At 69.7% G+C, this 18,710-nt stretch carries 14 protein-coding genes; 4 read left to right on the top strand and 10 right to left on the bottom strand.

The features are described 5' to 3' along the window. Nucleotides 1–930 (top strand): carbohydrate ABC transporter permease, encoded by a 930-nt coding sequence (locus OG574_RS45655; RefSeq protein WP_398379159.1) that lies wholly within the window; start codon nt 1–3, stop codon nt 928–930. Between the two features lie 76 nt (nt 931–1,006). Here OG574_RS45655 and OG574_RS45650 read toward each other — a convergent pair whose 3' ends face one another. The 7 genes from OG574_RS45650 to OG574_RS45620 are packed head-to-tail and all read right to left on the bottom strand — an operon-like array spanning nt 1,007 to nt 9,592. Further along, on the bottom strand, nt 1,007–1,492 hold the full coding sequence (locus OG574_RS45650; RefSeq protein WP_326778085.1) for an HIT family protein: 486 nt from the start codon (nt 1,490–1,492) through the stop codon (nt 1,007–1,009). A gap of 5 nt (nt 1,493–1,497) precedes the next feature. After that, nucleotides 1,498–1,833 carry a nucleotide pyrophosphohydrolase gene (locus OG574_RS45645; protein WP_326778084.1) on the bottom strand — a complete coding sequence of 112 codons (336 nt, stop codon included), beginning with the start codon at nt 1,831–1,833 and terminating at the stop codon, nt 1,498–1,500. A gap of 21 nt (nt 1,834–1,854) precedes the next feature. Further along, the gene (locus OG574_RS45640; protein ID WP_326778083.1) at nt 1,855–2,424 is read right to left on the bottom strand and encodes a DUF7158 domain-containing protein; all 570 of its coding nucleotides are present in this window, start codon (nt 2,422–2,424) and stop codon (nt 1,855–1,857) included. Next, entirely contained in the window at nt 2,421–6,509 is a 4,089-nt protein-coding gene (locus tag OG574_RS45635; protein WP_326778082.1) for an NEW3 domain-containing protein, read from the bottom strand. The genes OG574_RS45640 and OG574_RS45635 overlap by 4 nt, the downstream gene beginning before the upstream one ends. 4 nt (nt 6,510–6,513) lie before the next feature. Next, nucleotides 6,514–7,335 carry a carbohydrate ABC transporter permease gene (locus OG574_RS45630; RefSeq protein ID WP_326778081.1) on the bottom strand — a complete coding sequence of 274 codons (822 nt, stop codon included), beginning with the start codon at nt 7,333–7,335 and terminating at the stop codon, nt 6,514–6,516. Further along, entirely contained in the window at nt 7,335–8,243 is a 909-nt protein-coding gene (locus tag OG574_RS45625; protein ID WP_326778080.1) for a carbohydrate ABC transporter permease, read from the bottom strand. The genes OG574_RS45630 and OG574_RS45625 overlap by 1 nt, the downstream gene beginning before the upstream one ends. Then, the gene (locus OG574_RS45620) at nt 8,240–9,592 is read right to left on the bottom strand and encodes an extracellular solute-binding protein (RefSeq protein ID WP_326778079.1); all 1,353 of its coding nucleotides are present in this window, start codon (nt 9,590–9,592) and stop codon (nt 8,240–8,242) included. The genes OG574_RS45625 and OG574_RS45620 overlap by 4 nt, the downstream gene beginning before the upstream one ends. A 229-nt stretch (nt 9,593–9,821) precedes the next feature. Here OG574_RS45620 and OG574_RS45615 point away from each other — a divergent pair, with 229 nt between their 5' ends. Next, nucleotides 9,822–11,831 (top strand): GxGYxYP domain-containing protein, encoded by a 2,010-nt coding sequence (locus OG574_RS45615; RefSeq protein WP_326778078.1) that lies wholly within the window; start codon nt 9,822–9,824, stop codon nt 11,829–11,831. 906 nt (nt 11,832–12,737) lie between these two features. Here OG574_RS45615 and OG574_RS45610 read toward each other — a convergent pair. Further along, nucleotides 12,738–14,060 carry a UDP-glucose dehydrogenase family protein gene (locus OG574_RS45610; RefSeq protein WP_326778077.1) on the bottom strand — a complete coding sequence of 441 codons (1,323 nt, stop codon included), beginning with the start codon at nt 14,058–14,060 and terminating at the stop codon, nt 12,738–12,740. Between the two features lie 244 nt (nt 14,061–14,304). On the opposite strand from OG574_RS45610, the gene OG574_RS45605 reads away from it, so the two are divergent. Together OG574_RS45605 and OG574_RS45600 are read left to right on the top strand one after the other, a co-directional pair. Beyond that, nucleotides 14,305–14,976 carry a HEAT repeat domain-containing protein gene (locus OG574_RS45605; protein WP_326778076.1) on the top strand — a complete coding sequence of 224 codons (672 nt, stop codon included), beginning with the start codon at nt 14,305–14,307 and terminating at the stop codon, nt 14,974–14,976. Nucleotides 14,977–14,979: 3 nt separating this feature from the next. Continuing rightward, on the top strand, nt 14,980–15,984 hold the full coding sequence (locus OG574_RS45600) for a MerR family transcriptional regulator (RefSeq protein WP_326778075.1): 1,005 nt from the start codon (nt 14,980–14,982) through the stop codon (nt 15,982–15,984). A 493-nt stretch (nt 15,985–16,477) separates the two neighbouring features. Here the strand turns inward: OG574_RS45600 and OG574_RS45595 are convergent, their stop codons facing one another. Next, nucleotides 16,478–17,593: a PP2C family protein-serine/threonine phosphatase gene (locus tag OG574_RS45595; RefSeq protein WP_326778074.1), complete on the bottom strand. Its 1,116-nt coding sequence runs from the start codon at nt 17,591–17,593 to the stop codon at nt 16,478–16,480. Between the two features lie 384 nt (nt 17,594–17,977). After that, nucleotides 17,978–18,613 (bottom strand): ATP-binding protein, encoded by a 636-nt coding sequence (locus OG574_RS45590; protein ID WP_442816901.1) that lies wholly within the window; start codon nt 18,611–18,613, stop codon nt 17,978–17,980. Nucleotides 18,614–18,710: the final 97 nt, after the last annotated feature.

Raw genomic sequence — 18,710 nt, 5'->3', positions numbered from 1 at the left:
ATGACTGCCGACACCCTGACCCGCCCGACGGTCCGGCCGGCCGGCGGGGCCGAGGGCCGGACGCGCGCCCGGCGACGCAGCACCAAGCCGCAGCAGGTGGTGGGCTCGGGGACCGGGGCCAAGGTGGGCGCCGGGATCGCGCTGGCGCTGATGGCCGTGATGTGGCTGGCGCCCATCGCCTGGGCGCTGGTGACGTCGCTCAAGACGGAACCCGACGCGGCCTCCGTCGGGGACGGCTGGATACCGGAGCACGGCTTCACGGCCGCCGCCTACGGCAAGATATTCAGCAACGGGAAGATCCCCATGTGGGCGCTGAACAGCTTCTTCGTGGCGGCGATGGTCACGGTGCTGACCGTCGCGGTGTCCGCGCTCGCGGCGTACGGGTTCTCGCGCACGCTGTTCCGGGGCCGGCGGCTGCTGTTCGCCGCGACGATCGCGTCGATCATGGTGCCGCCGCAGATCCTGATCGTGCCGCTGTTCCGCGAGATGCTCTCGCTGAACCTCGTGGACACCTACGCCGGCATGATCCTGCCGCAGGTCGTGGCGCCGCCGATGGTGTACATCCTCAAGAAGTTCTTCGACGCCATCCCGCGTGAACTGGAGGAGGCGGCCCGGCTCGACGGTGCGAGTAATGCCCGGGTGTTCCTCAGTGTCATCCTGCCGCTGTCCCGGCCGATCCTGTCCGCCGTGGCGGTCTTCGTCTTCATCGGCGCCTGGAACAACTTTCTCTGGCCGTTCATCAGCACCAGCGACCAGTCGCTGATGACGCTGCCCGTCGGCCTGGCGACGGTCAAGGACTCCTACGGGCTGCAGTACGCGCAGCTCGCCGCGTCCGGGCTGCTCGCTTCCGTGCCCCTCATCCTGATCTTCATGATTTTCCAGCGCCAGATGGTGAAGTCCGTGGCCACGACGGGGCTCGGCGGCCAGTAGATGCCGCACCACGCGAACCGCCCGGTCGGACCGGCAGCCTTGCCGGTCCGACCGGGCGGTTTCATGTCCCTGGCTCTCAGCCGATCGCCCGCCGCAGCCTGTCCGCGATGCCGGCGCTCTCCTCCGCGGTGTGTGCGAGCACCCCGTTCTCCGTCATCAGAGCGTGGTACTGCTGCTGCTCGTAGGGCACACCCTGCGGCAGCCCGGCGATGTGCCAGTGCAGGTGGCTGTTGCCTTGCGCGCTGCCCAGCGACAGCAGATACGTCCGCTCCGGCGCGAACACCGCCTCCACCGCGAGCGCCACCCTGCGCACCACGAGCATCAGCCTGCCGTACGCCGCCTCGTCCAGATCCCTGACGACGTGCTCGATGTGCGCCTTCGGTGCCACCAGCACCTTGCCCGGCAGGGTCGGGTACTTGTCCAGGTAGGCCACGTGCGCGTCGTCCTCGTAGACCGTCTCGTGCCGGTGCTCCGGGTCCCCCGCGAGGTAGGCGCAGATGTAGCAGGGGCTGGTGCGCGTGCGGGCGACGTACGCGTCGAGGTCCATGGCCTCCCGTTTCATCCGGCTCACCCTTCCTCGGGAAGCCGCGCGCTGATGGCCTGCTCCAGCTCCGTCATCGTGCGGCCGAAGGCGGCTCGCAGATCCACGTCGTGGCGGTGCGCCAGAATCAGTACGGACCACAGGCAGTCGGCCAGTTCGTGCTCGAGTGCCTGCCGCCCGCCGGGCATCTCCCGGGCGCCCTCCTCGGCCATCACCAGTTTGGCGAGGTCACCGACATCGCCCATGAAGCCGAGCATGAACTCCTCCCGGGTCCACACCCGCCCTCGTTCGTGCAGGTTCACCTGGTCGTACAGATCGTGGATCCGTCGTGCTCGCTGCAGCAGCTCGTCAAGTTCGGCCACAGGCACCTCTTTCATCGGGGGCTAGTGACGATGCGTGGCGTCCGCGTGGCGGGGGTCCGCCGGGTGTTCGTAGCCGGGCATCAGGGTCACCGATTCCGCGTGGCGGCGTTCCAGCCACAGTGTGAAGTGGCGGTCGGCCGCTGCCTGGTGGAGTTCGTCCTCGATGGCGGGGCGCTCCGCTTCGTACGGGCCGGGGTGCAGGTCGCGGTTGCGGGCGTAGTAGTCGCGGACGGCGGGCTCCGGTACGGCGATGTCGGCGGTGACCCGGGCGCGTACCGCGGGGGCCACCGGCAGCGACGTCAGGACGGCCGCCGTCACGCCGCCCATCCTCAGGGCGTCTGTCAGGCGCAACTCGACGTGGGTGTCCGGCGGTTGAGGTCGCAGGTCCAGTGTTGCCGCTTCCTGTTCGACGACTGCCTCGTACGTCATGACCTGGACCACCCAGCGGCGCAGGTTGCGCGCGTCCGCGGTGCCGGGGCGGGGCAGGCGGGGGGCCAGGGGGCCGCTTCGGAGCGCGGCCACTCTGGCCTCCACCTCGGCCTCGGTGAGGGTCCGGTCACCGACGACGGCGGCGACGTGGGTGTGCGTCACGGGGTGACCTCGATCTCGACCGCCTCGGTGTAGTGCAGATGGCCCGCGGCGGCCAGTTTGACGACCGCCCACCAGCGGCCGGGCCGGGTGCCGGCGGGGACGGACACCGGGAAGCTCAGCGTGTGCTCGCCCCGCGCCGGGATGTCCGCGCCCGTGTTCCACCGCGGGAACAGGTCGAACGTCTGCCAGGGGCTGATGAGTTGGGCCTGGACGTGGACCGGCGTGCGGGCGTCCGATGCCAGGTGGACGTCGAGCGTGCCCGCCTCTCCCGGGGCCAGGCGCAGGGCCGTCGTCCGGAGGGTCGCCACCGGCTCGGCGGGCGGCGCCTCGCCGATCTGGACGCGGGTCACGTCCTCGAAGGTCTGGCCGTCGCACGTCGTGCGCGCTCGCAGCCAGTACGTTCCCGGCTCGGCGGACGGCGGCGGCGTGATGCGCAGCTCGTGGGCGAGGTGGCCGCCCGGTTCGAGGGCGTACGGCACCGTGGCCGTATCCGCCGGCCAGCCTTCCGGGAGCAGGACCTGGACCTCTCCCGCGGTGGACGTCCCGGTGAGACCGGAGGCCACCGTGACCGTGAGGTCGCCGGCTCCGTGCAGCACCTGCGGGTTCAGGTGGACGGCCACCGGAAGGTTGCCGGTCGGCGCCGGTCCGGTGTTGTGCAGCCAGTAGCGGGTGAACACCGGCTGGTCGGGCTCGCGGCCCGGCTGCACCCCGCCACGCTCCTCGGCGAGCGGGGCGACGACCGTCGCGATGTCCATGCCGCCGAGGTCGACGGTGAGTGCGGCGAGGGGTGCCTCCGGGCGCTCCAACAGAGTGGCGCGGCGGGCCCCGGTGAGCGGCAGGTCCGTGACGAGTCGGGCCTGGACCGGCCGTCCGGTCGCCTCGTAAAGGCGCATCGTCAACCCCGATACGAGGCCCGGCAGTTCACCCTCCGACAGGGGGTTCCCCGTCGGCTTGAGCGCGCTGAGGACGACCTGGCCCGCCGGTTCCACCGCGAGGAACGACCGCGTCTCCGGTTGACCCGCGCGCTCGCCGCGTACCGCGCGCAGCGGGTGGTTGACGTCGTGGGCGCGCGGGACCACGTTCTGCGCGCGCCAGTCGCCCGGTCCGGCCGTGAGCGTGTAGTCGAAGGAGTGGGTCCAGTGCTGCTGCTGGAACGTGGAGCCGTCCGGGTGCGTGCGCCGCGGCGGGTCGATCCACACGCCGGACGGCCAGCCGGTGCAGGAGCGCATCAGCGACAGGTGCAGGGCGCCGCCGGAGTCCACCGCGAAGCCAGGAACGCCCTGGTTGACGAGGGCGACCGTGTAGTCGTCGAGCGGTGGTTCGGTGAGCGGGCCGCCGTCCGCGACCTCGATCGTCGCGTCGTCCAGGTCAGCGACCAGGTCGTCCACCGCGCCCTCACCGGCCACGACGAGCACCGGCAGCGCGTGTGCGGCGCGCAGGTCCGCGCCCGGCACCCACACCTTCTCCAGCGGGCTGTCGGCCGGGACCCACAGGCGGGCCCGGCCGGTCGCCGCGAGCTGCGCGGCGAACGCGTCGGCGTACTCCCCCGTCAGCACCTCGGCGGTGAACGGGTTTTCGTCCGGGCCACCGATCGCGATGCGTACGTCGGGGAGGTTGGAGTCCACGGCGAGGTCGCCGTAGCGGGCGCCGGGCGCGGCCGAGCAGGTGCTGGTCACGCCCGCCTGCACCAGGGCGACGGCGAGGTCCTTGGCGCCGGCGCCGTCGGGCGTGACGATCTCGGCGATGCCGAGGGCGCGGTCCCCCTCTGCGAGCCGGACGCGTGCGGTGGACGACAGGGCGAACCAGTTGTTCGCCGGGTTGTCGAGGGTCCAGGGATGCTCCGCCGAGTCGACGTCGATCAGGCCGAACCCGCGCCCGATGACGGCGTTCGCGACCTCGCTGACCGGCAGGGCGCCGGGCACCCGGACCGGCCAGCGCAGCCGCAGCAGCCGGTCGGCGCCGTCGAACGCGTCGATGTGCGTGACGCCGTCGAGACGGTCGACGCCGTGCCAGAGGGTGAGGGTCTGCGTGTACCGCACCGGTCCGACCGTGCCGGTCACCGTGATCCGCTCGCCGAGGGCGCTCGTCTCGGTCCGCACGGATGCGGCGGGCGCGGACGCCGAGCCGATCACGGCCCCGTTCGGCACCAGGTGCCAGGGGCCCTCGTGGTAGCGGGGGTGCGCCGGGTACTCCTCGTAGACCAGGAGTTCGTTGCCGACGCGGCCGGCCTGGAGCAGTTCGCGGCCTTCGACGGTCAGCCGGGAGACGCAGCCACCGCGTTGCGGGTCCACTTCGAGGATGTGCGTCGAGTTCGCGATGCGGGTCGCTCCGTCGGACGGCGTCCAGTTCGAAGCCGTACGGGAGGGGCGGAGGCGGAAGGCGCGGTAGCCGAGCGACGGCACGTCTGCGGCGAGGAAGACGACGTCGGCCTCGGCGAGCGAGCCGTCCTCGTGGTGGCTCGCGTGTTCCAGGACGAGGGGGGTGCCGTCCGTCAACTCCCAGCCATGGAAGCCGGTTTCAGGGTGGGTGAGGCGGATGCGGACGAGGTCGGTGCGCGGCCAGGCCGACGGGTTGAACACGGTCACCGTGTCCTCGGCCGCGGGGCCGAGGCGGCGCAGCGAGACATCGAGGACGTCGCGCCCGGTGTCGTAGGCCTCCCGCCAGCTGGTGAGCAGGTCCAGGTAGACCTGGTCGGACTCGGAGCCGGTGATCGCGTCGTGGTGGGCGCCGTACGCGAGCTGCCGCCACGCCTTGTCGATGCGGGCGTGCGGGTAGTCGGCACCCGTCTCGACGGAGGCGAGGGTGGCGAACGTCTCGGCCTCGGTGAGCAGTGACTCGGCGGCGCGCTGCGCCTGCTTGGTGTCGATGAACGACACGTCCTTGCCGGTGTAGACCGGGTTCATGTCCCTGGTCTGCGGCGAGGGTTCGGTCAGCTCGCCGCGTACGGCCGCGAAGAACTCGCTCGGCAGAGCGCACTTCAGGCGCGGCCAGGTGTAGCGGGCGGCGAAGTCCCGGTGGATCTCGGTGACCCAGCGATTGGGCGGGGTGTAGTCGGTGCCGACCGGGAGGAGCAGGTTGCGGGTCGCGGCGACGTTCCTCATCAGCCGGTACAGCTCCAGGACCGCGTCCTCGGCATCGGCGAGACTCGTGGCGGAGTCCATCCACCAGCCGGCGCTGTAGTGCGCCGGCATGTAGTGGGTGAGGATGCCGCGGCCGCTGGGCGAGAGCCACTCGAACTCGGCGGGGAACTGCATCGTGGACGGGTCGCCCCAGCCGTCCTGCTCCCGGTCGCGGTCGGTGAGCATCGGGCCCCACTGGTGGTGCGGGCCACGTGCCCACGACGACGAGGTGAGCCCGGCGTCGGCGGCGAGGCCGGGGAACTGCGGGTCGTGCCCGAAAACGTCCAGCTGCCAGGCGGTCTGCGGGTCGCCGCCCATGACGCCGCGCTGGAAGCCGATGCCGTACACGAGGTTGCGGGCGGTCGACTCGGCGGAGGTGAGGTTGGTGTTGGGCTCGTTGTAGGTGCCGCCCATCAGCTCGACGCGGCCTTCCGCGAGCAGCCGGCGCAGCAGGGCGCGGTCCTCGGGGTGGGCGTCCCAGTACGGCTTGAGGTAGTCGACCTCGGCCAGCACGAACTTGTAGTCGGGGTCGCGACGGGCCGTCCGCAGGTGCAGCCGCATCAGTTCGAAGCCGGTGTACTGCCAGCCGATCCGGAACTGCTGCGCCGTGTCGCCCGCGTCGTCCCAGGTGGTGGTGTACGCGGCCTGGGTGTTCCACCACACCGGGTCGTAGTGGAAGTGCGGCACCATCCACACCGTCCAGCCGGGCTCGGCCACGGTCAGCTCGGCGTGCGCCACCTGATCGCCGGCGGTCACCGTGAGGGGGACCACTGCGCCGGGTGCGGCGTCGCAGCGCACCCCGATCTCCACGGGCTTGCCCGGCTCCCCCGCCGTGGTCTCGCCGTACGCGCCGGGGCCGGTGACGACGACCGGGGCGGGCTCGTCGAGTGCCACGCGGACGACTTGCAGGGGGTTGTCCGCGGGACCGACGAACAGGTCGGTCGGCTCGACACCGATGATGCGCACCGTGCTATCCCTTCACAGATCCGGCCATGTTGAAGGAGCCGGAGAGGTACTTGTTGACGAGGACGTAGAGCAGGACGGCCGGCGTGGTGTAGATGACGGAGAACGCCGCCAGCTGCCCGTACGCCACCTGGCCGTACTGAGAGAAGAACGAGTAGATGGTGACCGCGGCCGGCTGCTTCTCCGGGGTGTCGAGCAGCACGAACGGGACGAAGAAGTTGCCCCACTGGCCGACGAACACGAAGATCGCGACGACGGCGACGCCCGGCGCCATCAGGGGCGCCACCACCCGGCGCAGTGACTGGAACCAGCCCGCGCCGTCCACCCAGGCGGCCTCCTCCAGGCTGATCGGCACCCCGTCCATGAAGTTCTTCATCATCCAGATGGCGAACGGCAGCGCGCTGGCCGTCAGGAACAGCACCATCGCCGCCACGGATCCGTACAGCTGGAAGCGGAAGAACATCGCGTAGACCGGGACCATGATCGCGGTGAGCGGCAGGCCCGTGGAGAACAGCAGCGTGAGCATGAAGTGCCGTTTGTAGCGCAGCCGGTAGCGGGAGAGCGGGTAGGCGGCGAGTCCGGAGACGACGACCGTGAGCAGGGCCGTGGAGCCGGAGATGACCACGGAGTTGAGCAGCGGCCCGTACACCGTGTCCCAGTTCAGGACGGCCCGGAAGTTGGTGAGCGAGAAGGAGAAGGACAGTTCGGCGGCCGGTGAGGAGCCGGGCTGCACGGAGGAGAGCAGCACCCACACGAACGGGCCGAGGAAGCAGAGCGTGATCAGCACGATCACGGCGTGCGACGCGGTGCGCGCGCCCCAGCGGGTCATCAGTCCTCCACCTTGATCAGCCGCAGGTACACCAGCGACAGCAGGCCGCCGAACAGGAGCATCACCAGGGCGATGGCGCTGCCGTAGCCGACCTCGAAGTACTTGAACGCCTGCTCGTACATGTACAGCGGCGTCGTCTGGCTCTCCTCGCCGGGGCCGCCGCCGGTCAGCGCGTAGATCAGGCCGAAGCTCGCGAGGGTCTGCAGCGTGGTCAGCATCAGGTTGGAGAGCACGGAGCGCTGGATCAGCGGCAGGGTGACGCTGAAGAAGGTGCGGCCGGTGGAGGCGCCGTCGACCTTCGCGGCCTCCATCACGTCACGGGGCACCTCGGACAGGGCCGCCGAGTAGACGAGCATGGAGAACGCGGTGCCCCGCCAGGTGTTGGCGAGGATCACGGCGAGCATCGGCGCGGAGACCAGCCACTCCTGGTGCACGCCGAGCACCGAGTTGAGCGTGCCCTTCTCGTCGAGGAACGAGAACCAGCAGGCGGCGGCGACGACTTCGGGGACGACCCAGGCCGCGATGACGACGCCGTTCACCACGCCTCTGACGACCCGGTTCTTGCCGCGCAGCACCAGGGCGATCAGCAGACCGAGCACGTTCTGGCCGAGCACGGCCGAGAACAGGACGAAGACCAGGGTGCGCACCAGCGAGCCGGTGAACGCGTCGTCACCGAAGAGCCTGGTGAAGTTGTCCAGGCCGACGAAGTGCGAGTTCACGGAGGCCGACCCGGTGAGGGTCTCGTTGGTGAAGGCGATCCAGACGCTCCACAGGATCGGCCCCACCAGGAAGATCGCGATCAGGACCAGGGCCGGCGCGAGCGGCAGGAGCCGACGCAGCGAGCGGCGGCCCGGCGACGGCTTCTTCGCAGGGGCGCGCGTCGCCGGGGCGGAGGCGGTCAGCGTCATGACGTCGAGACAACGTTGTCTGCACCGACGATCCGGCTCACTTCCTGGGCGTACCGCTTCGCCGCGTCCGCCGGGGACCTGCTTCCGGTGGTGACCGCCTCCATCGCCTCCTGGATCTGCGCGGAGACCTTCGGGTACTGCTCGTAGGCGGGCCGGTAGTGGGTGACCTTCGCGAGGCCGGTCCAGAACGCGATCGAGGGGTCGCTCTTGAGGTACGCCGGGTCGGACGCCACGTCCTTGCGGACGGCGAGGTCGCCGGAGCCCTCGGAGTACATGGCGGCGTTCTTCTTGTTCAGCGCCACCGTGATGAAGTCGAAGCCCTTCTGCTTGAGCTTGCTGTACGAGCTGACCGCCATGACCCAGCCGCCCGACATGCTGACAGCGCCCGGCGCCTCGCCGCCCTGCGTGGGCATCGGGACCCAGCCCATCTTCTTGGTCCACTCCGGCCACGGGTGCGGTCCCGCCGGCTTCCAGGAGCCGGAGATCCAGCCGCCGTCCAGGCTGATGCCGAGCTTGCCCTCGGGGAACCACTCGAACAGCGCCTTGTCGGCGAGCTTGGCGTTGAGGGCGTCGGCCTTCTTGGGGCCGAGGTCCTCGCGGTAGACCGTGTCGATGAACTTCAGCGAGTCGGTCAGTCCCTTGCTCCCCGCCACCCACTTGCCGTTGTCGAACAGGGTGCCGCCGGGGGTGCCGTACAGGAGCATCTCGAAGCCCTGCATGGTGGCGCCCTCGCCGTGGATCTTCGCGGAGTACATGCAGAACGGGGTGACGCCGCGCACCTTGCGCTTGATGGTGCGGGCCGCGTCGAGGATGTCGTCCCAGGTCTTCGGGGCCCAGTTCTCGGGCAGTCCCGCGGACTTGAAGACGTCCTTGTTGTACCAGAGGCCGCGGTTGTCGGTGGAGATCGGGACGCCGTACGTCTTGCCGTCCAGGCCCCGGGCCGCCTGGCGCAGCGACTCGGGGAACTGCTTCTCCCAATCGGGCCACTTGGCGAGGTAGGAGTCGAGCGGGGCCAGCTTCTTCGCGGCCACGTCGGCGTTGACCTGGAAGGTGTCGTGGAAGTAGACGTCGGGGGCGGAGCCGGGCGAGCGGTTCAGGAGGGCGAGCTTGGTGTAGTAGTCCTCGCTGCTGCCCTGGACCGGTGTCAGCTTGACGGTGACGCCCTTGTGCGCGGCCTCGTACTCCTTCTTGGCCGCCTTCAGCGTCTTCTCCAGGTGCGGCCAGGTCTTCTCCACGCGGTAGAGGACCTCGAGCTCACCCGGCTTACGGCCGGACCCGCTGCCGCAGCCCGAGACTGCGGCGGTGGCCGCGGCGGCGAGGGAGGCGGCAAGGAGGGTGCGTCTGTTCAACTCATGCTCCCGGTGAACGAGTTACAACGATGGAAAGCCAAGTGCGGCGCACCGTAGATCGGTTGACGCGGGGCCGTCAACACTTGGGACGTCATTGCCGGTCAGTAGCAACGAAGTTGGTCCACCGCGGCGGAAATTTGCGCGTACCCATGGACAACATGCCCTCGACCGGCTTACTTTCGCCGACTGTTTACAACGATGTCAGGCTTTCGAGGAGCAGTGATCGTCGATGGTGTCACGAAGAAATCTCCTGCAGGCGGGCGGCGCGGTCCTAGCAGCCGGAAGTCTCGGGATCTCCCTGCCGCAACAGGCAGGGGCTGCCGAGCGCGGCTCCGCGGCCCGCCTTCTGCCGTCCTTCGGCCGGGCCGCCCGGCTCGACGTCGCCGACGTCAGCAAGTTGAACGGCAACGACCAACTGCTGCTGACGACCCTTCAGGGCGTCGTCAACCGGCGCAGTCCACGGCTCTACTTCAACTTCGACAGCGGCCAGGTCGACCTGCGCTGGCTCGCCGGCACCGGCGCGAAGGCCACCCACCACGCCGACGCCCTGGACCTGGTCGGCCGCTACCGCGACGAGGTGCGCGGCGCCGTCCTCATCGACCCCGACGTGCCCGACTCGGTCAACGTGGCCACCACGCTCGCCGGGCTCCACGGCGCCGTCGCCGCCACCGCCGAACAGGCGAAGGCCCACGGCCTGAAGACCGTCACCGACCTGCGCGGCCGCTTCGACGCCGACGACGTCCTGGCCACCTACCGCTGGCAGCTCGACCACCTCTTCCCGCACTGCAGCCACGCCCTGCTGGCCGGCCTGCCACCGAGCCGGACCGTCGGCGTGGACGGGGTCAAGTGGCGCGAGGTCGCACGGGAGACCGAGCGGATCCGCGACATCTCCAACCGCAAGGTCCGCACACTCGACCTCAGCCCGGAAGTCGGTGGCGACAACGATGTCTACCTCCGGTTCCAGGACTCCTTCGGGGACGACGGCTGGGGCGCGTCGGTCGCCTCGGTCACCGTGAAGGCGGACGGCAAGGACATCGCCTCGTTCACGCCGGGCACCGACGCCGAGAAGCCGTACCTGTTCGACGGCCTCAACTCCTCCATCGGTGACAAGTCGAACCGGTTCAGCGATGGCGGCGGCTACTTCGTCTACCACTTCACCGCGCCCGCCGGTGCCAAGGAACTGACGGTCGACGTCGACCTGTGGAACCAGTACCTGGTCACCGCCACCAACACCGCGCCCACCCGCGTCGAGCCCTTCCCGTACTTCCGGGACTACGTGGTGGCGAGCAAGGCCATGGTGCTGTGGCTGCCTCCGTCGGGCGACACCGGCAAGCTGCTGGACGAGACGTTCGCCAGGCTCGAGCCGACCACCCCGTACACCGGCTGGTTCTCCAACGACGTGGCCGGCGAGTGGGGCGGCGTCGACCGCGCCTCGCAGCACGGCATCCAGGTCGTGCCCGCCGACTTCTACATGAACGGCACGGTGCACGCCGGCACCCCGGCGAAGATCTCCGACCGGGTACGGCCCCGTCCGAAGGCCGAGCTCCACAACCGCGTGTACGTGACGCTGACGGTCGGCGAGGGCGACAACGTCCAGTACTGCCAGCGCCGGATGCGGGACATCTGGGACGACCCGAAGCGCGGCACCGTCCCCGTCAACTGGACGGTGAGCCCGCTGCTCGCCGACATCGGACCGGCGCTCCTCGCGTACTACCAGCGGACCGCGACCGCCAACGACCTGCTCATCTCCGGTCCGTCCGGGGCGGGTTACACCTACCCCGGCTCCTGGCCCGAGGAGGCGCTGGACGCGTACACGGCGCTCAGCGGCCGTTTCCTGCGCCGCACCGGCATGGATCTGGCCTACGCCTACAACCCCCGCAACACCGCGGGCGACGGCTGGGTCCCGTTCGACGAGCGGGTCATGGCGTCCTACCGCAAGAACACTCCGGTGCGCGGGATCATCCAGTCCTGGGAGACCGGTGACCTGCAGGTACGGCCGGCCGGGATCCCCGTGATCGGCAACTTCTACCCGCAGGGCAAGGGCAAGGAGTTCCGCGACGCGCTTCTCCGGCACATCGAGGGGCGGGACACGTCGAAGCCGATGTTCATTGCCGCCGCGATCAACGCCTGGGACTGGACCCCGAGCGATATCGCGGACCTCGCCGCACTGCTGGAGGACCCCTTCGAGGTCGTCCGCGGTGACGCGTTCTTCTCACTGATGGACCGCAGCACCGTGTGAGGGCTGCTCTCGCATCGCCCGTCCTTCTCACGACGCCGCCCGCGCAGCACTCGGGCGCGGGCGGCGTGGGGCGGTGGAGGGGCGTAGGGCAGTGGGTCGTTGTTTCCGGAGGCCAGTTTCGCGGCTGCGGTCTCGGGCGGCCTCCAGGGCGGCGCGGACTCCGGCTGCGAGGCGCCCTGGCCGCGGAACCCCTCGCCGTTCTGTTCGCGAGCAGCCGCACCGCCATGCATCGCACGCTCTTGAAGAACAGGCGGTTACTCTCCGGCGCGGGACGGAGCGGCGCTGTGATTTCCATGTACGGCCCGAGGGATGGCACCAGATCCCTGGTTCTTCCTCGGCCTCAGTGGCTGCCGATGTGTCCCCGCATCCAGAACTGCTGAGGCACGCGAGGACCGCCTCACCGCGTTCGCAACCAAGTTCGCCTATCGCTGCCGGCACGCGCAGAACACCACCTCATGGGACACGGCGGCAAATCGCGCGAGAGCCCGTCTCCAAAGGTTGACGGCCCAGAGACGGCCCAGCAAAGAACAACAGGCCTCTTGTCAGCACCAAAGAATGCTGGCAGGAGGCCTGTTGCTGCCGCGAGACTGCGAGTTCTCCGGGAACTGTCGTGGGCTCTCGCTGTCGTCCACTCCGCGCAGTGAGTGCTTCCCGGATCTCGACTTCAGGGCGGCGTGGTGTGAGTCCGTAGAAGTGCTACAGCAGCTTGCGGGCGACCGTCTCGCAGTACCCGAGCGGCACCGTGGCCTGGTAGAGGTCGCCGCCTTTCGCGTACTCGGCTGCCATGCCGAGCATCCCGGTGAGGCTGCCCAGCGGCTGGGTCTCGCCGCCTGCCTTCTGCTGCTGGTCGCCCAGGACGCGGTGCAGCGCAGGAGAACGTCGTCTGTGTTCGTGGCGGGGCCGGTTCTACTTTCCGGAGCGTCCGAGCTGGTGGATGGTCCATCCCACCGAGCGCCAGGGCTCGGGGTCGAGGGTGGTACGGCAGTCGACGAGCAGAGGGTTGGCCGGGCGGCCGACCAGGGACTGGGGGTCGGCCTGCCGGTATTCGGGCCATTCGGTGGCCAGGACGACGAGTTCGGCGCCGTCGAGGGAGGCGGCGAGGTCGTCGGTGTAGTCCAGCTCGGGGTTGCGGAGCATCGCCGTGGGCACGGCCTGCGGGTCGTGAACCGTGACGATGCCGCCGGCCTGCTGGAGGACCTGGGACAGGGCGAGGGCCGGGGACTCGCGCACGTCGTTGGTGCCGGGCTTGAACGCGGCGCCCCACACGGTGATCCGGGTGCCCTTGATGGGGCGCTCCCCCAGGGCGCGGGTGATGAGACCCAGGGCGACGGCGGTGCGGTTCTCGTTGATCTCCTCGGCGGCGCGCAGGAGGGTGGCGGCCTGGTCGGCGCCGAGTTGGCGGGCGGAGGCGGTGAAGGCGCGGACGTCCTTGGGGAGGCAGCCGCCGCCGTAGCCGATGCCGGGCCTCATGCCGCCGCTGCCGATCCGGGGGTCGATGCCCAGGATGTCCACGATCTGGGAGACGTCGCCGCCCGCGGCCTCGCACATGTCGGCGACGGCGTTGATGTAGCTGATCTTCAAGCCGAGGAAGGTGTTCGCGGCGCCCTTGGCCAACTCGGCGGTCTGCGGGTCGGTGACGAAGATCGGGACACCGGCGTCCAGGATGGGGGCGTAGACCGTGCGGATCGCCTTCTCGGCCTCGACGGTGGTCAGGCCGGCGATGAGCCGGTCCGGGCGCAGGGTGTCCTCGACGGCGTGGCCTTCGCGCAGGAACTCGGGGTTCCATACGACGTCGACCTGGTCGCCTGCGGGGGCCAGGCGCTGGGCAAGGGCCGTGACCTGGCCGGTGGTGCCGACGGTGACCGTGCTCTTGCCGACGATGGTGCACGCCCGGTCGAGGTGGGGGGCGAGCTGACGGATCGCGCCGAAGACCTGTGCGGTGTCGTAGGAGCGGCCGTCGGCGTCGATGGGGGTTCCGACGCCGATGAAGTGCAGCTCGGCGAAGGCGGCCGCCTCACGGATGTCGGTGGTGAAGCGCAGACGTCCGCTCTGGGTGTGGCGGGCGAGCAGGTCCGGCAGGCCGATCTCGTAGATGGGGCATTCGCCGGCGTTGAGTCGATCGACCTTGGCCTGGTCGACGTCCACGCCGATGACCTCGTGGCCGAGTTCGGCCATCGCCGCAGCGTGCGGGATGCCGAGGTGACCGCAGCCGATCACGGAGACACGCATGGCAGGCCGTCCTTGTCTGGTCGGGGGCACACCGACTTCGGTGCGCCCCCCAGACGCTATCGGTTGGGGAGTATGGCCCATGTCAGGTCACTCGTAGGTTTGTTGGAGTGTTCGAGTCGGTGGCACGGGCGATCGGGGCACCGCCTCGGTGCGGGCCGGCGGGTCAGCCCACGGCCTGCAGCGGGCCCTGCTTGACCTTGACACGGTGTCAGGGCCTTCACTGCTTGCCGAGGAGGTGGTCTCGATGACGATCACGACACAGGACGCCGATGCGATACGAGCGCTCCAGGGGTTGGAGGACGGCCGTTCGTCCGTGCGACTGCGGGCTGCCCTGGCGGCCGGCACGACGCCTGACCTGCACTTCATCGACAAGCTCATCGAGCGATGCGCGATCGAGCCCGAGTTTTTCGTCCGCGACATGCTTACCTGGGCGCTCACCCGCCACCCGGTGTCGATGACGCTTCCCAAGCTGCTCCGCGAAGTCCGCTCGGAGCGAGTGCAGGCACGGAGCCAGGCGCTGCACACGCTGTCCAAGATCGGGGACCGGCAGGCGTGGCCGGCCATCACACGGACGCTCCTGTCCGACGCCGACGACGAGGTGGCGCGGAGCGCCTGGCGAGCCGCGGTCGTGCTCGTGCCGGAAGGCGAGGGGGCCGCGTTGGCCACGGTGTTGGCGACGCAGCTCGGGCGCGGTGGGCGGGAGACACAGCTGAGTCTCAGTCGGGCGCTGGTCGCGCTGGGGGAAGTGATTGCGCCGGCTCTCCTTGCTGCGACGACAGCCCGTGACCCGGGCATGCGCGCGCACGCGCTCGCCACACAACGGCTGCTGCGCGACCCAGACACCGGATTCGAGTCCGCGATCGATGAGGCGAAGCGGGTCGTGGCCCTCGGCAGGTCCGGCCAGGAGGGACGATAGGACGTGTTGATCGGTGAAGTGGCGCGACGGTCCGGGGTCAGCGCCCGCATGCTCCGGCATTACGAGTCACTCGGTCTCGTACGGCCTTCGGGTCGTACCGGCTCCGGCTACCGGGAGTACTCCGGGGAGGACATCCGGCGGATCTTCCATATCGAGAGCCTGCGGTCGCTGGGTCTGTCGCTGCGCGAGATCGGACGCGCGCTCGACGATCCCAGCTTCACGCCCTCAGCGCTCGTCGACGACCTCATCCGTCAGACGCGCGAACGCATCGCGGCGGAGACCGAGCTGCTCACGCGGCTGCGCCGGATCGATGCCGCAGACCCTGTCGGCTGGGAGGGTGTCCTCCAGGTCGTTTCGCTCCTCCAGGCACTGGGGTCGAAGAGCGCCGATGAGCGCCAGCGCGCGGCCCTTTCCTCGGTCGACGAGGTTCCCGTGCCGGTGGAGGCCCTGGTCGAGGCGGCACTGAGCGAGAGGGAGCCTAACGTCGCCGGGGCCCTTCGATGGGCGCTGGCGCGATCGGGCGACCGCGGCACGGCACTGCTGTCGAAGGGCCTCGGCTCACCGGCGGCCGAGGTGCGGGAACGTGCCGTTCGGTCCCTCGCCGAGATGCCCGGCGGTGAGGCTACCGCGCAACTGCGGGGTGCCCTCACGGACCCCGACATCGTGGTGCGCAGGTATGCGGCTCTGGCGCTCGGGACACGTGGTGTGACCGATGCGGTCCCGACGCTCATCGACATGATCGTGGAGGGAAGGAACGACACCGACGCAGCCGATGCACTGAGCGTACTGGCGAGCGACACCGCGACGGCGGATCAGATCGTGACCAGGCTCGTCGACCGCCTCGCCCACGACACCACCAAAGCGCCTGCACGCGGACGGCTGACCCAGGCGCTGGGGGATATCCCGGGGACGAAGGCGTCACATGCCCTCGTGGAGTTGTCGCATGACGTGGACCGTGCCGTTGCGCTGACTGCGGCATACCTTCTTCAGCTACGCGACGCACGATGACGGTCCTGGGGCGCCGCGTAAGCGGCCTGCGGGGCGGAGGGTCCCGGGCTGATCGTCATCCACCGAAGGGAGACAGCGGACTTCCTGGCCCGGTTTCCGTAGCACTACCCCCAACCTTTGTCGCAGCGGACGACGAGGTCACGGTCGTCCCATTTCTGGTGCTGCTCCAGCGCCCATAGCCACGCGACGCCGTCATCCCAGCACGCCTCAACTGAGGTTCATAGAACACCCACCACCCGGCCCGAACCCGAATGGCGAAGTCAGCAACGCTCACCCCATCCGGCGGGCCACCCGCGATGCTCAGCCGGGCCAACTCGGGTGCTAATAGAGCTCGTAGCAGGATCTTGGGTGTTGGGGCTGGTCGAGCGTGACCGGTGTGATGTTGCGGCCGTTCGTGAGGTGTGAGTACTCGGCCCTGTCGGTTGGGGAACGCAGCTCCACGTCATCACGACCGCAACCAACGTCAACGACATCACCCAGACCCTCGAGGCGATCAGGCCCTGGGCGTGGCGGTGCGCTTTACGGCGATCATGGCGGCATCGTCGTTCAGGTGTCCGCCGACGTGGTGCAGCAGGTCGCGCCGGAAGAGGCCGAGGAAGGCGTCGGGGTCGTTCTCGGTCCAGCCTGCGATGCGCTCGGCGAGTGGGTAGAAGGTGCCGGTGGAGTCGCGGGCCTCGGTGACGCCGTCGGTGTACAGCAGCAGCAGGTCTCCCGCCTCGAACTGGAAGCTGTCGACGTGGTATCGCGGATGCGCCAGTTCGCCCAGGCCCAGCGGAGGTGCGGGATAAAGGGCGTCCATCGTCGTCGGTCGGCCGTTGCGCAGGACGACCGGCGGCGGGTGCCCGCAGGCAACCATCTGGACCCGGCCGTCCCGGTCGGGGATGTCCAGGATGTTGGCGGTGATGAACGTTTCCCCGAAGCAGCCCGTCTCGCCCGGCTCCATCAGGTCCCAGCACACGCTTCGGTCGAGGTAGCTCACCAGCTCGCCCAGGCTCGCCTGGCGGTGGGCAGCGACGCGGAATGCTCCGAGCAGCAAGGCGGCGTCATTGACCGCGGTCATCCCCTTGCCGCGCACATCACCGACAAGCAGCCGGGTGCCGGAGGCGGTGCGCGCCGCCGCGTACAGATCCCCGCCGATCTGGGCCTCGGCCTCTGCTGCAAGGTAGAGGGAGGCGACGCGCAGCGGTCCGATCTCCTTGGGTAGCGGCGGTAGGACCACACGCTGGGCGGCCTCGGACACGTACCGCACTTGCGCCAGCTCTTTTGCGCGACGCTCCCGGAATACACAGAAGATCACCAGGCTCGTGCCGACCAGCACCAGGGCGATGATCTGTGCCTGGTGATTGGACGAGAGCATCTGGTCAGGATCGCGCACCAGCCCGATGGTCGTCTGCGCGATCACCGCCAGTGCAGCGACCAGGCCCACCGTCCGGGGCCCTCCGAACAACGGCGTGATCGCCGGGGCCGCGACGAGCAGCGGACCCAGATGGATGTTGGGCGGAGCAAGAATGTCGATCACGGACACCGCAACAATCCACGCGATCGGGATGGCGAGCAACGCCCGCCCCGCTCGCGCCGGCTGTCGAAGTCCTTCGCGGCGCTGCGGCATGATTCCTGTCTACACCGCCCCCGCTCGGCTCGCACCGGCACAGACGGGCAGTGCGGTCGCCTGCCGCCGGCCCTGGGCGTGGAACCCGGTCACTCGGCACACCTTCGATGGTGTCGTCGTGGGACTGGCCGTCGCTTCACTGTGGTGTTGTTGCAGGTGGGTGAGGACTGAGCCCTCGGCCGGGACGAAGCTCCCCGTCTTGCCCGACCGCCACCCCGGATGGAAACCCGTATCGTCAGGGGCCCCGTGACCTGGGCGTTCGCCATCTGCGTCCGTAGCCGACCTGTCACTGGTTGTTGCCGTAGGTCGCCACCGAGCGACCTCGTACGACCCAGGGACGGCCCAGCGATGCTGTCCGGACCTACCGGACCTACCGGGACCAGCTCAGTCGGAGGCAGGCGATCCCTTTGGCGAAGGCGTCTGCGTCAGCATTTCGCACCACGTGGTCTTGCCGGTGGGCGTACAGGTGCTGCCCCAGGCATCCGCGAGCAGGTCGAGGAGTTCCGTGCCGCGTCCGCCTTCTGCGTCGGTGTCGACGACGCGGCGTACGGGGCCGGCGGGGTCAGTGTCCTCGACCTCGCACCGCAGCCGGGAGCCGCGCACCTGCAAGTTGAGCCGCAGAGGACCGCGCGTGTGACGCAGGGCGTTGGTGACCAGTTCGCTGACCAAGAGCTCGGCGGTGTCTGCGAGGCCCTCCAGATCCCAGTCGCCCAGTTGGGCGGTCACCAGGCGCCGGGCCTGGCGGACCGAGGTCAGTTCCCGCGGTATAGGCCATGAGGCGTCCCAGGCGGTTGCGCGGGCACGGGGCCTGTCAAGCGGCCGCACGGGCTCCAGGGTGCGCGACCAGAGAGCCCGGTTCCGGGCGACCCACGATGTGCCTGCGCCCTCCGCAGACGGACCCTCCCCCTGTGCCGGGTCCGCGGCGCCCTTCCGCCCCGACTCCTCAAGTCGGCGGCGGTAGAACCGGGCAAAGCATCCCCGGTGAGAGGTCGTGGAGAGGCCGATGGACCGGGAGGCCACACGAATCAGTCCCTTCTGAAGCCCTGGCGACCAGGGCCGCCAGGCAGGCGCAGGGCCGTCGATGACCGGGCCGGGCATGCACCAGGTCCTGCGTCAC

The organism is Streptomyces sp. NBC_01445 (assembly GCF_035918235.1).
Lineage (GTDB): Bacteria > Actinomycetota > Actinomycetes > Streptomycetales > Streptomycetaceae > Streptomyces.
The sequence above is the reverse complement of the archived record's forward strand: the minus strand, read 5'-3'. Positions and strand labels throughout refer to the sequence as shown.

Bases quoted from the DNA above. Each gene is read 5' to 3' on its own strand.
- OG574_RS45615 (WP_326778078.1), top strand. From the start codon at position 9,822: ATGGTGTCACGAAGAAATCTCCTGCAGGCGGGCGGCGCGGTCCTAGCA.
- OG574_RS45630 (WP_326778081.1), bottom strand. From the start codon at position 7,335: ATGACCCGCTGGGGCGCGCGCACCGCGTCGCACGCCGTGATCGTGCTG.
- OG574_RS45625 (WP_326778080.1), bottom strand. From the start codon at position 8,243: ATGACGCTGACCGCCTCCGCCCCGGCGACGCGCGCCCCTGCGAAGAAG.
- OG574_RS45610 (WP_326778077.1), bottom strand. From the start codon at position 14,060: ATGCGTGTCTCCGTGATCGGCTGCGGTCACCTCGGCATCCCGCACGCT.
- OG574_RS45605 (WP_326778076.1), top strand. From the start codon at position 14,305: ATGACGATCACGACACAGGACGCCGATGCGATACGAGCGCTCCAGGGG.
- OG574_RS45655 (WP_398379159.1), top strand. From the start codon at position 1: ATGACTGCCGACACCCTGACCCGCCCGACGGTCCGGCCGGCCGGCGGG.
- OG574_RS45595 (WP_326778074.1), bottom strand. From the start codon at position 17,593: ATGCCGCAGCGCCGCGAAGGACTTCGACAGCCGGCGCGAGCGGGGCGG.
- OG574_RS45650 (WP_326778085.1), bottom strand. From the start codon at position 1,492: ATGAAACGGGAGGCCATGGACCTCGACGCGTACGTCGCCCGCACGCGC.